This is a genomic window from Solwaraspora sp. WMMB335 (assembly GCF_049179075.1).
Lineage (GTDB): Bacteria > Actinomycetota > Actinomycetes > Mycobacteriales > Micromonosporaceae > Micromonospora_E.
Genome location: NZ_JBMHMF010000001.1, coordinates 6,439,692 through 6,453,533 on the forward strand (window position 1 = coordinate 6,439,692; position 13,842 = coordinate 6,453,533).

Consider the following 13,842-nt stretch of genomic DNA (forward strand, 5'->3'; position numbering starts at 1 on the left):
ATGCCCGCGACCCTGCCACAGACCGTGCCGGTCCTGCCTCCACTGACGCTCGGCCGTCACCAGGTGTCGCCACCGGTGGTGCTGGCGCCGATGGCGGGGATCACCAACGTGGCGTTCCGCCGGCTCTGCCGCGAGGCCGGTGGCGGGCTGTACGTCTGCGAGATGGTGACCACCCGGGCACTGGTCGAACGTAACCCCAAGACGCTGCGCATGGTGGCCTTCGCCGCCGGGGAGCGCCCGCGCAGCCTGCAGTTGTACGGAGTCGATCCGCAGATCACCGCCGCTGCCGTACAGATGGTGGTGGAGCAGGACCTGGCCGATCACATCGACCTGAACTTCGGGTGTCCGGTGCCGAAGGTCACCCGCAAGGGCGGCGGCGCGGCCCTGCCCTGGCGGCACCGGCTGTTCAGCCGGATCGTCACGGCGGCGGTGCGGGCAGCCGCGCCGGCCGGGGTGCCGGTGACGGTGAAGATGCGCACCGGCATCGACGACGATCACCTGACGTACGTCGAGGCCGGGCTGGCCGCGCAGGAGGCCGGAGTCGCCGCGGTCGCGCTGCATGGGCGTACCGCCGCGCAGCGGTACTCGGGCAGGGCCGACTGGGACGCGATCGGCCGGCTCAAACAGGCGCTGGACGTGCCGGTGCTGGGCAACGGCGACATCTGGGAGGCCGACGACGCGCTGCGCATGGTGGCCCACACCGGTGCCGACGGTGTGGTGGTCGGGCGCGGGTGCCTGGGTCGGCCGTGGCTGTTCGCCGATCTGTCGGCGGCGTTCGCCGGGCGGTCGCAGCGGGTGCTGCCCCCGCTGGGTACGGTGGCCGTGACCATGCGTCGCCACGCCGAGCTGCTGGTGGAGTGGTTCGCCGCCGAGCGGGTCGACCCGGCCGCCGCCGAGCGGGACGGCTGTACCGATTTCCGCAAGCATGTCGCGTGGTACCTCAAGGGCTTCCCGGTCGGCGGGGACCTGCGTCGTCGGTTGGCCATGGTCTGCCGCCTGGCCGAGTTGGACTCGCTGCTGGGCGGCCTCGATCCGGACGAGCCGTTTCCGGTGCACACGCTCGGCCAGCCGCGTGGACGGACGAACTCGCCCGGCAAGGTGTTCCTGCCGGCCGGTTGGCTCGACGGCCGGGACGACGGTGCGGTACCCGCGGAGGCGGAGCTTGCCGATTCCGGCGGTTGACCCGATCATTGTCATCGGCGTGACCTGAAACACGGATGAATGCGCACTGCTGCGCATGGAAGCGTTCCCAGGAATGGGAGTGAACCGGCCGCCGGATTGGTCTTGTGCGGCTGGTCACCCACCTCTGTCGGCGGGGTCCGCCGGTCGCTTAGCCTGCGCCAACCAATGGCCATTGGTGAACCATCGTTCAGCGGCGAACGGCACATGGAGGCCACGATGGCAGCAGCAGGCGCGGCGGGAACGGGCACAGCGGGAACGGGCACAGCCGGCGGAACGCCCCGGCCGGCACCGGGCGGAACAAGATTCGTGTACGACTTCACCGAGGGCAATCGCGACCAGCGGGACCTGCTCGGTGGCAAGGGCGCGAACCTCGCCGAGATGACCAGACTCGGGCTGCCGGTCCCACCCGGCTTCACCATCACCACCGAGGCATGCCGGACCTATCTGGCCAGCGGTGCCCTACCTGAGGGCCTGGCCGAGCAGACCGCGGCCGCGCTCGCCGCGCTGCAGCGCCAGCGCGGCAAGCAACTCGGTGATCCGGTCGATCCCCTGCTGGTGTCGGTCCGCTCCGGGGCCAAGTTCTCCATGCCCGGCATGATGGAGACGGTCCTCAACGTGGGCCTCAACGATGCCTGTGTGGCCGGGTTGGCCGCGCAGGCCGGCGGCAACGAGCGGTTCGCCTGGGACTCCTACCGGCGGTTGGTGCAAATGTTCGGCAAGACCGTCTGCGGCGTGCCGGGGGAGGAGTTCGAACAGGCGCTGGCCGCCGCCAAGCGGGCCCGGGGCACCGAGGACGATCTCGGCCTGGACGCGGACGACCTGCGCGAGCTGGTCCGTACGTACCAGAAGATCTTCACCGCGCACACCGGCCGGGACTTCCCGCAGGACCCGCGCGAACAGCTCGACCTGGCGATCCGGGCGGTCTTCGACTCGTGGCACGCCGAGCGGGCGGTGATCTACCGGCGGCAGGAACGCATTCCCGCCGACCTGGGCACCGCCGTCAACGTCGTCGCCATGGTCTTCGGCAACCTCGGCCCCGACTCGGGCACCGGCGTCGCGTTCACCCGCGACCCGGCCAGCGGCAACCAGGGCATCTACGGTGACTACCTGGCCAACGCCCAGGGCGAGGACGTGGTGGCCGGGATCCGCAACACCCTGCCGTTGCAGGAGCTGGAGCGCATCGACAAGCGGTCCTACGACGAGCTGCTGGCCATCATGGCCCGGCTGGAGAACCACTACCGGGATCTGTGCGACATCGAGTTCACCATCGAACGCGGCAAGCTGTGGATGCTGCAGACCCGGGTGGGCAAGCGGACCGCCGCCGCCGCGTTCGTCATCGCCGGTCAGCTGGTCGACGAGGGCATCATCGACCTGGACGAAGCGCTGCGCCGGGTCAGCGGGGCGCAGCTGGCGCAGCTGATGTTTCCCTGCTTCGACACCTCCGGGGACCCTCCGGTGGCCGCCACCGGAGTCGGCGCGTCGCCCGGCGCCGCGGTCGGCAAGGTCGTGTTCGACTCGGCGCGGGCGGTGGACCTGGCCGGGCAGGGCGAGCAGGTGATCCTGGTCCGGCGGGAGACCAACCCGGACGACCTGCCCGGCATGATCGCCGCCCAGGGAATCCTGACCAGCCGTGGCGGCAAGACCAGCCATGCCGCGGTGGTGGCCCGCGGGATGGGCAAGACCTGTATGTGCGGCGCGGACACCGTCGACGTGGACGTGCGGGCCCGTCGGTTCACGGTCGGCGGGCAGAGCGTGGCCGAGGGCGACGTGGTGTCCGTCGACGGCACCAGCGGCTGCCTCTATCTCGGTGCGGTGCCGGTGCGCCCGTCCGAGGTGGTCCAGTACTTCGAGGGCGCGGTCGATCCGGCCACCACCGACGACCCACTGGTGCAGGCGGTGCACCGGATCCTGTCGCACGCCGACGAGCGGCGCCGGCTGGCCGTGCGCACCAACGCCGACACCGGTGCCGACGCGGCCCGGGCCCGGCGGTTCGGGGCCGAAGGCATCGGTCTGTGCCGCACCGAGCACATGTTCCTGGGCGAGCGCCGGGAGCTCGTCGAGCGGCTGATCCTGGCCCGCGACGAAGCCGGACGGGCCGCGGCGCTGGCGGAGCTGCTGCCCCTGCAGCGGGCCGACTTCGTGCAGATCCTGCGGGAGATGGACGGACTGCCGGTCACCGTACGGCTGATCGACCCGCCGCTGCACGAGTTCCTGCCGTCGCTGGAGGAGCTGGCCGTGTCGGTGGCGGTGGCGCACGCCCGTGGTCAGGACGCCGGCCGCGACGAGGCGTTGCTGGCCGCGGTGCGCCGGATGCACGAGCAGAACCCGATGCTCGGGCTGCGCGGGGTGCGGCTCGGTCTGGTGATTCCCGGTTTGTTCGCGATGCAGGTGCGGGCGATCACGCAGGCGGCCGCCGAGCTGGCCGCCGCCGGGCACGATCCCCGGCCGGAGATCATGGTGCCGCTGGTCGGCGCGGTGCAGGAGCTGGAGACGGTACGCGCGGAAGCCGAGCGGATCATCGCCGAGGTGCTCGCCGGCCGGTCGGTGCGGATCCTCATCGGCACCATGATCGAGGTGCCCCGGGCGGCGCTGACGGCCGGCCAGATCGCCGAGGCGGCCGAGTTCTTTTCCTTCGGCACCAACGACCTGACCCAGATGGGCTGGGGGTTCTCCCGTGACGACGTCGAAGGCGCCTTCTTCTGGCGCTACCTGGAGCTGGGCATCTTCGGCATCTCGCCATTCGAGTGCATCGACCGCGACGGGGTCGGCCGACTGGTCCGGATCGCCGTCGAGGAGGGGCGGGCGACCCGACCGGGGTTGAAGATCGGGGTGTGCGGGGAGCACGGGGGCGATCCCGACTCGGTGCACTTCTTCCACCAGGCCGGTCTGGACTACGTGTCGTGTTCGCCGTTCCGGGTGCCGGTGGCCCGGCTGGAGGCGGGGCGTGCCTCGATCGTCGCGGCGGCTGAGGATCCCGGGAGTGGACCATTGGGCGACGGACGGCCCAGAGGTGAATTGTCCGGATCAGACAGCCGCTGACCGGGCGAGGGGGCGGCCGGGCGCTCTGGGGGGCGGTAGAGCGCCCGGCCGCCATTCAGCAGAGTCAGAATCGCCGGCGCGGTAGTGCCGGGTTGTACGGCAGGGTGGCCATGGGAGTGCGGACCGCCAGCGGTGCCCGGTTGTCGGCGAAGCTCGGTGCCGGGTCGGGCACGTTCGTGACCGGCGCCGCCTGCAGCAGGTCGCCTGCCATGCGGGCGACCCGGCGAGCCTCGACGTGCAGCGTTCCGAGGTCCACCGCCGGTCCGGCGATCACCGCCAGCAACGCCCGGCTGCCGGCCGAGTAGATGGCGACGTAGCCGTGTTCGCCCTGAATCACGGACTCCCGCAGGTCGCCGTGCCCGGCGGTCAGGGCGAAGCGGCGGCCGAGGCCGAGACTCGCGGCGGCGAGCGCGGCGATGCTGTCCGCATCGGCGGCAGGAAGATCGCGGGCGATGAGCAGCCCGTCGACGCCGGAAAGCAGTGAGCCGGTGACATCGGGCAATCGCCGGCGCAGCCCATGTAGTTCAGTGAGAATGGCGGGGTCGATGTCCACCGGCGGTCTCCTTCACTCGATCGTCCGGGATGGCAGTATCCGGCTCCCGCCGCTGCGGCCGGGGCTGGGCGGCGGAGAATATCGCGGGGGAGGCGCGGCGACTGCGGTCTGGCACGGGGAGTCGTGCGTCGCGACGGTGGTGCGCAGGGGTTGCGCCACAGGCCGGTCCGGGCCGGCGTACTTCGACCGGTCGATGATCGACACTCCGGGCAGTCCAATCGTCCGAGTCGAAGCTGCAGTGACGTAATGCTCCTGGCACGTTACCGCATGCGATGTGGCTACGCAGTCCCGTAACCATCGGCAATCGGGTGACAACTGGCAACTGATCGGCTATTGCGAACGACCTTCGGACCCGCTCCGTGCGTTTGTCGTGTCATCCCCGCACCGTCGTCGGGGTCGCCGTACGGTAGGCCTTGACGGGCGTGTCGCAGCAGCTAGTCGTCGTAGCAGGAGGTGGCGGGTGGCCAGCCAGTGGGAGAACCTCGTGGTAGATGCCCACGACCCTGCCCGGCTCGCGCGATGGTGGGCCGAGGCACTCGGATATCAGATCGTGCATGAGGCGCCGGACGAGGTGGAGATTCGACTGGCGCCGGACCGGCTCCCGGGTTTGATCTTCGTACCCGTACCCGAGTGCAAGCAGCTCAAGAACCGACTGCACATCGATCTGCGACCGGTCGACCAGATGGCCGAGCTGGAGCGGCTGGTGGACATGGGTGCCCGCCGCGTCGACATCGACCAGGGGGACGTGACCTGGATGGTGCTGGCCGACCCGGAAGGCAACGAGTTCTGCGTACTCAGCGGGCACGGGTCAATCGCGCTTCGGACATGAACCCGCCGCGCCCGCCGTCGGCCAGGATCCCCTGCCTGCGCGGGCGGTCCCGGGTCGCCCGACCCACCGCTGCGTGCAGCAACAACAGGAAGGTCCGCCCGTCTGATCCGTCGCCGAAGCCGAGCCAGCACGACTCGGCCTGGCCGTGCGTACGCCAGCGAGCGGTCACCACCACTCCGGCGGGTCCCGGCAGGCCCAGGGTCACCGCGGTCAGCCGCGCCGACCGGGCGTAGCAGCCGGAGCCAACGTGGCCGGCGATGAGCAGATGCCGGCCGAGCAGGATGTCGACCCGGTACTGGACCTCGTGGGCGAGGTGGCGACCGGGGCCGCCGGGGGCGGCCGACCGCGTCAGACAGCAGGCACTTGCGCCAGCCAGCTCGCCCATGAGCTGGCCGGCGCAGTGCTCCTCGACGGCGTACCGCAACTCTCCGATGATCTCGCCGATCTGGACGAGCCGGCTGGTACGAGTCCACCCCTGGTCGACCACGTCTTGATTGTCGGCCGACCGCCGTGCCGACATGCGGTAGCCGTCAACATTACGACACAAAACGGTAATCGATGCGAAATAAACGGGTCCGACCGCCCGCTGCCCGGGCCCCGGCGACTGCCCGGCGACTGCCCGGCGCACCGGCCGCTACGGTTCAGCGGCACCTGCCGATAGGCTCGCGAGGTGAGCACGTCAGCTGGCCCGGCCGGTTTCGACACGGCGGGCGCAGTGGCTGCCGAGGACGACAGCCGGCGATGGGTGCCGGAGCCGGCCAAGGACACCGGTTACGGCCGCAGCCCCTACGAGCGGGACCGGGCCAGGGTGCTGCACTCGGCCGGGTTCCGCCGGCTGGCAGCCAAGACGCAGGTGCACACCGCGGACGCGGACAGCGGCGACGGCGTGCCGCGTACCCGGCTCACCCACTCCCTGGAGGTCGCGCAGATCGCCCGTGAGATGGGTGCCCGGCTCGGCTGTGACCCGGACGTGGTGGACGTGGCGGGCCTGGCCCACGACCTGGGGCACCCACCGTTCGGGCACAACGGCGAGCAGGCGCTGGACACGGTGGCCGGCGGGTACGGGGGATTCGAAGGCAACGCACAGACGCTACGGGTGCTCACCCGCCTGGAAGCGAAGGTTCTCGGGCCGGACGGATCCTCGGCCGGGCTCAACCTCACCCGGGCCTCGCTCGACGCGACCTGCAAGTACCCGTGGCAGCGGCGGGCCGGCGAGCGCAAGTTCGGCGTCTACGCCGACGACGGACCGGTGTTCGCCTGGCTGCGTCGGGGCACCGTGGACGGGTCCCGGCGTTGCCTGGAGGCCCAGGTGATGGACTGGGCCGACGACGTGGCCTACTCGGTGCACGACCTGGAAGACGGCATTCACGGCGGCTACATCGACCTTGGCCGGCTCATCGCCGACGTGGATGAACAGGCCGCCCTCGCCGCCGACGTGGCCGCTGTCTACTCCACCGAGCCGGTGGACGAACTGGCCGCCACCCTGGCCGAACTGCTGGCAGACCCGGCGCTGCGGCCGTTGGCCCGTTACGACGGCAGTCACGCCGCGCAAGCCGCGCTCAAGGGAATGACCAGCATGCTGACGGGCGCCTTCGTCGCTGCCGCGGTGACCGCGACCCAGGAGCACGCCGGTCGGCTGCCGGTCCGCCGGTACGCTGCGGATCTGGTGGTGCCGCGAATCGTACGGGCCCGGTGCGCGCTGCTCAAAGGGCTGGCGCTGCGGTACGTGATGCGCCGCCCCGGAGCCGACGCGCAGTACGCCCGCCAGCGTGAGGTCCTCACCGAGTTGGTCGAAGCCCTGACCGCCCGCGCGCCGCAGGACCTGGATCCGGTGTTCGCGCCGGCTTGGTCGGTGGCGTCGCACGACCAAGCCCGCGCCCGCGTGATCATCGATCAGGTCGCCTCGCTGACCGACCTGGCGGCGCTCGCCTGGCACCGACGCCTCGCCGACCCGGTCCGCCCGACGTTTCCGACTCTGCGTCCGCTGCGTCCCTGACGCTACGCCGTGCCAGCCGCCTGACACTACGCCGTGCCCCGTCGGTGGCATCGCCGCCGGTGGAGTCGGCCGCCAGCCGGTGGCCGTCAGTCGCCGACCGTTGGACGGACGGCGACCAGATCTGCGGCGAGCAGCGCCGACCACCAGCTTTCGACGTTGGACAGCGACCCGGAGATGATCCGGGGCTGCTCGCCCTCGGTCAGCAAGGTCAGGGCCGAACCGTCCGGCCAGGCGAGCACCCATCCGGCGACGTCGGGCAGTTCGTCGTCGGCCGCGAGCTCGGTGTCCCGGGTGCGGTAGAGGGCGCACAACCGGGGTGCGCCATCGACGGCGATGACGTCCAGGTGGTCGATCGAGCTGGTCTCAGGCATCAGCTGGGGCATGCGGGTGCCTCCTCCTTCATGGCTGGGTATCCGGCAATGTGGACATGACGCACTGAATCGTGAAGAAAAAGGAACAAGCCAGCTAACGGTTCACTCTGTGCGACACAGACAGTATTGCTGTGATTACAGAGATGGACAAGGTCTGTTCTGCGGCGAGGCGTGAAAAATGCGTATTGACAGTCCCAGACCTGGTCACACAGGTCAGATGGGTCCTCGTGCGCCGCCGGTCGGGTCCGGGCCTACCGGGCACCCGCACCGTTCGTGATCACGACGGCAGGGCAGGATGTACCTCGAAGGGGGTGGCGGCGCAGCATGGCTGGTCGAATCCGGGACGAGGACATCGCGCTCGTACGGGAGCGGACGTCGATCGCCGACATCATCTCGGAGAGTGTCACGCTCAAGTCGGCCGGCGGAGGGAACCTCAAAGGACTGTGTCCCTTCCACGACGAGAAGACCCCGTCGTTCACCGTGGCACCGGGACGTAACGTCTACTTCTGCCACGGATGTGGCAAAGGCGGCGATGCCATCACCTTTCTCATGGAAGCCGAACATCTCACCTTCGTCGAGTCCGTGGAACGGCTCGCCGCCCGCGCCGGGATCCAGCTTCGCTACATCGAGGCCGGCCCGGCACCCGTGCGCCAGCAGACCGGCCAGCGGCAGCGGCTTGTCGCCGCGCACGCCGCAGCCGCAGAGTTCTACGCCGATCAGCTGAGTAGCCCGGCCGCGCGCGGGGCCCGGGAGTTCCTGGCCAGCCGAGGCTTCGACCGGGCCGCCGCCCAGCGGTACACCTGCGGTTTCGCCCCCGACGCCTGGGACGAGCTCACCCGCCACCTGCGCGGGCGCGACTTCACCACGCAGGAGCTGATCACCGCGGGCCTGGCCCGGCAGGCACGGTCGGGCAATCTGATCGACCGTTTCCGCCGTCGCCTGCTCTGGCCGATCCGGGAGCTCGGCGGCGACGTCATCGGCTTCGGCGCCCGCAAACTGTTCGACGACGACGACGGTCCGAAGTACCTCAACACCCCGGAAACCCCGATCTACAAGAAGTCCCACGTCCTGTACGGAATCGACCAGGCCAAACGGGAGATCGCCAGGCAGGGCCGGGCCGTCATCGTGGAGGGCTACACCGACGTGATGGCCTGCCACCTCGCCGGCGTGGCGACCGCCGTGGCGACCTGCGGGACCGCGTTCGGCGCCGACCACATCGGCGTACTGCGTCGGCTGCTGATGGACACCGAGGCCGTCGCCGGAGAGATCATCTTCACGTTCGACGGTGACGCCGCCGGCCAGAAGGCGGCACTGCGCGCCTTCGAGGAGGACCAGCGTTTCGTCGGACGTACCTTCATCGCGGTCAGCCCGGACAACATGGATCCCTGCGAGTTGCGCCTGGCAAAAGGCGATCTGGCCGTACGGGACCTGGTCGCCCGCCGGGAGCCGCTGGTCGACTTCGCGCTGCGGCAGGTGCTGGGCCGCTACGACCTCGACACCGTCGACGGCCGGGTGGAGGCGATGCGCCGGGCCGCTCCGCTGGTGGCCAAGCTCAAGGACCGGGACAAACGGCCGGAGTACGTCCGCAAGCTCGCCGGCGATCTCGGTATGGAGATCGAGCCGGTGCAGCGGGCCGTGCTGGCCGCCGCCTCCGCCCCGTCGCGTTCGGGCGTCGCGTCGCGTTCGGACGGTGCCCGGTCTGCCGGATCGCCGGGGTCCGCCGCACCCGGGCGGACCGAGCCGGACGACCCGCAGGTGCTGGTGGAGCGCGAGGCACTCAAGCTCGGGCTGCAGGTGCCGGTGCTGGCCGGGCCGATGTTCGACACCCTGGGTCCGCAGACGTACCGGCATCCGGTGCACGCGGTGGTGCGCGCCGCGATGGCACAGGCCGGTGGGGTGGCGTCCGCGGTGGCCGGCGCGGTGTGGATCGAGCAGGTCCGGGACGGTTGCGCCGACCTGGCGGCCCGGGCGCTGGTGGCCGAGTTGGCGGTGGAGCCGCTGCGGATCGACCGCGAGCCTGACCCGCGCTACGTCTCGGTGACCCTGTCCCAGCTGCAGTGGGCCGCGGTCACCGCCCGCATTCGGGAGCTGAAGTCGAAGGTCCAGCGGATCAATCCGGTGGCGAACAAGGACGAGTACCTCAACCTCGCCGGGGAACTCTTCTCGCTGGAACAGCATGCCCGGGCGCTGCGTGAACAAGCTGTGGGAGGTTTGTAGCCGTGTGGGGGTTCTTCCGGCGTACGCCACGGCTGCCGGCCGGCCGGCGCCCCCCACTGGGCCCTGACGAGCGGGTGCTGGCCTGGACCACCGTGGCCGGCACCGGTGCCGACGGCGTCCTGGTGGTCACCAACCACGGGGTCTGGCTGCCCGGCCGACCTGATCGACTCGGCTGGCACCAGGTGCACAAGGCGACCTGGTCCGACGACGTGCTCACCATCACGCCGGCCGAGGTGGTGGCCGAGCACGACGGGTACGCGGTGGTCGCCGACCAGCCGGCCCGCGCACTCACCCTGGCGGATCCGGGCGATGTGCCGCACCACGTCCGAGCCCGGGTGACCCGTTCGGTCGGCTACAGCCTGCACCACCGGCTCGACGGTGGCGGCCTGCGGGTGGTCGGTCGACGGGTGGCCGGCGTGGACGGGCTGCGCTGGACCGTGCGGTACGACGCCGGTGTCGACACCGAAGCGGGCGGATTGCGCGAGTTCACCGCCGAGGTGGTGGCGGCCGCCCGGGCGTCGGCGGACCAGGACCAGTGACCGGTGGCCGTGACCGGTGCCGGTTCAGCTGGCGGTGAAGACGTGGTCGCTGACCATCCGGGTGGCCCCGATCAGTCCGGCCTGATCACCGAGTTCGGACAGCACGATCGGCATGTCGCCGGTTGCCAGCGGGAGTGAGTTGCGGTACACGACGCCCCGGATCTCGGCGAGCAGCGCGTGCCCCATCCCGGACAGCCCACCACCGATCACCACCATCCCCGGGTTGAAGAAGCTCACCAGCCGCGCGAGTACCTGTCCCACCCGGCGGCCACCGTCGCGGACCATCCCCACCGCGACGGCGTCTCCGGCGGCCGCCGCCTGGGTCACGTCGAGGGCGGTCAGCGTGCCGGAGCGGGCGAGTTGCTCGGCCAGCTGGGGTGACCGGCCGGCGCGCGCGGCGGCGACCGCGTCGCGGGTCAACGCCGCGCCGCCGAAGTACGCCTCCAGACACCCGATGTTGCCGCACAGACATTGCGGGCCGTGCTCGTCGACCGCGGTGTGCCCGATGTCGCCGGCGCAACCGTTCGCCCCCCGGTAGACGTCGCCGCCGACGACGATTCCCGCGCCGATGCCGGCACCGATCTTCACGAACAGGAAGTCGTCGAAGGACCGGGCGATGCCGCAGTGCTTCTCGCCGAGCGCCATGATGTTGACGTCATTGTCGACCAGCACCGGACAGCCGAGCTCGGTGCTGAACATCTCTCGGACCGGAAAGCGGTGCCAGCCGGGCATGAACGGCGGGGAGACCGGTACGCCTTCATAGAAGCTGACCGGCCCGGGGATGCCGACGCCGGCTCCGGTGAACCGGGTGGCACCGGAGTCGGCCGCCAGTTTGGTCACCAGATCGAGTGCCTGGGCGATCACCACCGTGGGGCCCTGCCGTAGCTCGGTACGCTCAGTTATCCGGGCTACCACCTGCAGTTCTCCGTCGGTGAGCGCCACGTCGAGGGTGCTGGCGCCGATGTCGATGCTGAGGAAGCGGGTGGCCGCGGCGATCCTGATGATCGAGGACGGACGCCCGCCGCGGGACGCCGCCGGGCCGGCCGTCTCGACCAGACTGCGCTCCAGCAGCCGATCGAGTTCGGTCGCCACCTTCGACCGGGACAGACCGACGGAGTCGCCCAGTTCGGCGCGCGAGCGGGGCCCGTCGCGGAGCAGGCGCAGAATCTGGGCCTGGTGCGCGTTCTCCGGCCACACCCCTAACACGTTCGTCATTGTCCTTTACCTGAGCCGGTGCGCGGGATCGTCCGACGTGAAGGGCCGGTGGACACGCGGGCGAAGCGAACCGGCGCGGGCGGGGACCGCGTGGCGCACGCTCCCACGCGCCGACGCGACGAGTAACGCGTCAGGATCGCTAACTTAGTGCATCTGATCGCAAACTTCAAGATGTTACTGCAACACTTTGTCCTTGATCGGACGAAAGTCCGCAGGTGGTCGGAAACTCGCTGGCGTTCATGTCGGTGCCTCGCGGTAGCGTCTGGACGTGACTTCACGGGGCAAACAGCCACTCATCCATGCCCGCGGTCTGGTCAAGCGGTTCGGCGGCTTCACCGCGGTGGACGGCATCGATGTCGACGTACCGCCGGGTGAGGCGTTCGGCTTCCTCGGCCCGAACGGTGCCGGCAAGAGCTCCACCATGCGGATGATCGGCTGCGTCTCCCCGCCGACCGACGGCACGCTACGGATTCTCGGCATGGACCCGCACCGCGACGGGCCGGCCATTCGGGCCCGGCTGGGCGTGTGCCCGCAGTTGGACAATCTCGACCAGGAGCTCACGGTCAGGGAAAACCTGGTCACCTACGCGCGTTACTTCCGGATACCTCGCCGGGTCGCCCGGCAGCGCGCCGACGAACTGCTCGACTTCGTCCAACTGACCGAGCGGGCCAACAGCAAGGTCGAGCCGTTGTCGGGTGGCATGAAGCGACGGTTGACCATCGCCCGGGCGCTGGTCAACGAACCGGACATGGTGCTGCTGGACGAGCCGACCACCGGGCTGGATCCACAGGCCAGGCATCTGGTGTGGGAGCGGCTGTTCCGGCTCAAGCAGCAGGGCGTGACCCTGGTGCTGACCACCCACTACATGGACGAGGCCGAGCAACTCTGCGATCGGCTCGTGGTGATGGACGGTGGTCGGATCGTGGCGGAGGGGTCGCCGCGTGAACTGATCGCGCGGTACTCCACCCGAGAGGTGGTCGAGTTGCGGTTCGCCGCGGACAACCAGGAGGACTTCGCCGGCAAGCTGGCTGACCTCGCGCAACGCATCGAGGTCCTGCCGGACCGGATTCTGCTCTACGCCAGCGACGGCGACACCGCGCTCGGCGAGGTTCATGCCCGTGGTCTCGTCCCGGCCAGCGTGTTGATCCGGCGCAGCACGCTGGAAGACGTGTTCCTGCACCTGACCGGGCGGACCCTCATCGACTAGAGTGGCCGGGGCATGACCGCGCAGACCGACCGGCTGTCACTACGCCGATTCACCACGGACGACCTGCCGCTCCTTGTCGAGTTGGACAGCGATCCCGAAGTCATGCGCTACCTGACCGGCGGGCGACCGACGCCGGCCGAGACGGTCCGCCGGGAGGTCCTGCCCGCGATCCTGCGTGACTACCTGCGCTTCCCCGACTTCGGCAAGTGGGCCGCGGTCGAGCGGTCCAGCGGCGAGTTCGTCGGCTGGTTCGCTCTGAAGCCGGCTGCTGTCGTCGGCCCGACCTGCACCGCCGTCGTCGCCGGCCACAACGGGCGGGTGCCCGTCACCGAGGTCGAACTCGGCTATCGACTGCGTCGGGCCTACTGGGGGCGGGGGTACGCGTCGGAGGGCGCCCGAGCCCTGCTGCAGATGGCATTCACCCACCCGACCGTCGAGCGGGTGTTCGCCGAGACGATGGCGGTCAACGTGGCCTCCCGTCGGGTGATGGAGGCGGCCGGGCTGAGGTTCGTCCGATCGTTCCACCTGCAGTGGGACGATCCGGTCGAAGGCGTCGAGCAGGGCGAGGTGGAGTACGAGCTGCGTCGCGTCGACTGGTCCGCGGGTACGCTCCGACGCCGGTGACCTGGGCCCGGCCGCTTGGCCGTTGGACCCGCCAGCACGGGCGGTATGCCTCTGGGCCGATCGGGACCCG

Annotated in this window: 11 protein-coding genes and 2 pseudogenes; 9 read left to right on the forward strand and 4 right to left on the reverse strand. The window is 70.4% G+C overall.

The annotated features are described in order from the left end of the window. Together dusB and ppdK are read left to right on the forward strand one after the other, a co-directional pair. Complete coding sequence (dusB, locus tag ACN27F_RS27755; protein WP_421438343.1) at window positions 1–1,182, forward strand: tRNA dihydrouridine synthase DusB; 1,182 nt, start codon at window positions 1–3, stop codon at window positions 1,180–1,182. Window positions 1,183–1,488: 306 nt separating this feature from the next. Next, entirely contained in the window at window positions 1,489–4,221 is a 2,733-nt protein-coding gene (gene ppdK / locus ACN27F_RS27760; protein ID WP_421438345.1) for a pyruvate, phosphate dikinase, read from the forward strand. A 64-nt stretch (window positions 4,222–4,285) separates the two neighbouring features. Here the strand turns inward: ppdK and ACN27F_RS27765 are convergent, their stop codons facing one another. Continuing rightward, window positions 4,286–4,774 (reverse strand): roadblock/LC7 domain-containing protein, encoded by a 489-nt coding sequence (locus tag ACN27F_RS27765; protein WP_421438347.1) that lies wholly within the window; start codon window positions 4,772–4,774, stop codon window positions 4,286–4,288. A gap of 460 nt (window positions 4,775–5,234) precedes the next feature. On the opposite strand from ACN27F_RS27765, the gene ACN27F_RS27770 reads away from it, so the two are divergent. Next, entirely contained in the window at window positions 5,235–5,603 is a 369-nt protein-coding gene (locus tag ACN27F_RS27770) for a VOC family protein (protein WP_421438349.1), read from the forward strand. Here the strand turns inward: ACN27F_RS27770 and ACN27F_RS27775 are convergent. Beyond that, window positions 5,569–6,090, reverse strand: a complete 522-nt coding sequence (locus ACN27F_RS27775; RefSeq protein ID WP_421438351.1) for a hypothetical protein — start codon at window positions 6,088–6,090, stop codon at window positions 5,569–5,571. The genes ACN27F_RS27770 and ACN27F_RS27775 overlap by 35 nt on opposite strands. 228 nt (window positions 6,091–6,318) lie before the next feature. On the opposite strand from ACN27F_RS27775, the gene ACN27F_RS27780 reads away from it, so the two are divergent. Next, window positions 6,319–7,599, forward strand: coding sequence for a deoxyguanosinetriphosphate triphosphohydrolase (locus ACN27F_RS27780; protein ID WP_421440486.1), 1,281 nt, complete (start codon window positions 6,319–6,321; stop codon window positions 7,597–7,599). Between the two features lie 86 nt (window positions 7,600–7,685). Here ACN27F_RS27780 and ACN27F_RS27785 read toward each other — a convergent pair whose 3' ends face one another. Beyond that, window positions 7,686–7,982 carry a hypothetical protein gene (locus ACN27F_RS27785; protein WP_421438352.1) on the reverse strand — a complete coding sequence of 99 codons (297 nt, stop codon included), beginning with the start codon at window positions 7,980–7,982 and terminating at the stop codon, window positions 7,686–7,688. Between the two features lie 312 nt (window positions 7,983–8,294). On the opposite strand from ACN27F_RS27785, the pseudogene dnaG reads away from it, so the two are divergent. From dnaG to ACN27F_RS27800, 3 genes and pseudogenes are all read left to right on the forward strand, one after another. Further along, a pseudogene (gene dnaG / locus ACN27F_RS27790) lies at window positions 8,295–9,627 on the forward strand (DNA primase); the annotation flags it as partial. 86 nt (window positions 9,628–9,713) lie between these two features. Beyond that, window positions 9,714–10,187: pseudogene (locus ACN27F_RS27795) on the forward strand (DNA primase); the annotation flags it as partial. A 2-nt stretch (window positions 10,188–10,189) separates the two neighbouring features. Continuing rightward, the gene (locus ACN27F_RS27800) at window positions 10,190–10,726 is read left to right on the forward strand and encodes a hypothetical protein (RefSeq protein WP_421438354.1); all 537 of its coding nucleotides are present in this window, start codon (window positions 10,190–10,192) and stop codon (window positions 10,724–10,726) included. Window positions 10,727–10,750: 24 nt separating this feature from the next. Here the strand turns inward: ACN27F_RS27800 and ACN27F_RS27805 are convergent, their stop codons facing one another. Beyond that, complete coding sequence (locus ACN27F_RS27805) at window positions 10,751–11,941, reverse strand: ROK family protein (RefSeq protein ID WP_421438356.1); 1,191 nt, start codon at window positions 11,939–11,941, stop codon at window positions 10,751–10,753. A gap of 268 nt (window positions 11,942–12,209) precedes the next feature. On the opposite strand from ACN27F_RS27805, the gene ACN27F_RS27810 reads away from it, so the two are divergent. Together ACN27F_RS27810 and ACN27F_RS27815 are read left to right on the forward strand one after the other, a co-directional pair. Next, on the forward strand, window positions 12,210–13,148 hold the full coding sequence (locus ACN27F_RS27810; RefSeq protein ID WP_421438358.1) for an ABC transporter ATP-binding protein: 939 nt from the start codon (window positions 12,210–12,212) through the stop codon (window positions 13,146–13,148). Window positions 13,149–13,160: 12 nt separating this feature from the next. Continuing rightward, entirely contained in the window at window positions 13,161–13,772 is a 612-nt protein-coding gene (locus tag ACN27F_RS27815) for a GNAT family N-acetyltransferase (RefSeq protein WP_421438359.1), read from the forward strand. Window positions 13,773–13,842 lie beyond the last annotated feature (70 nt).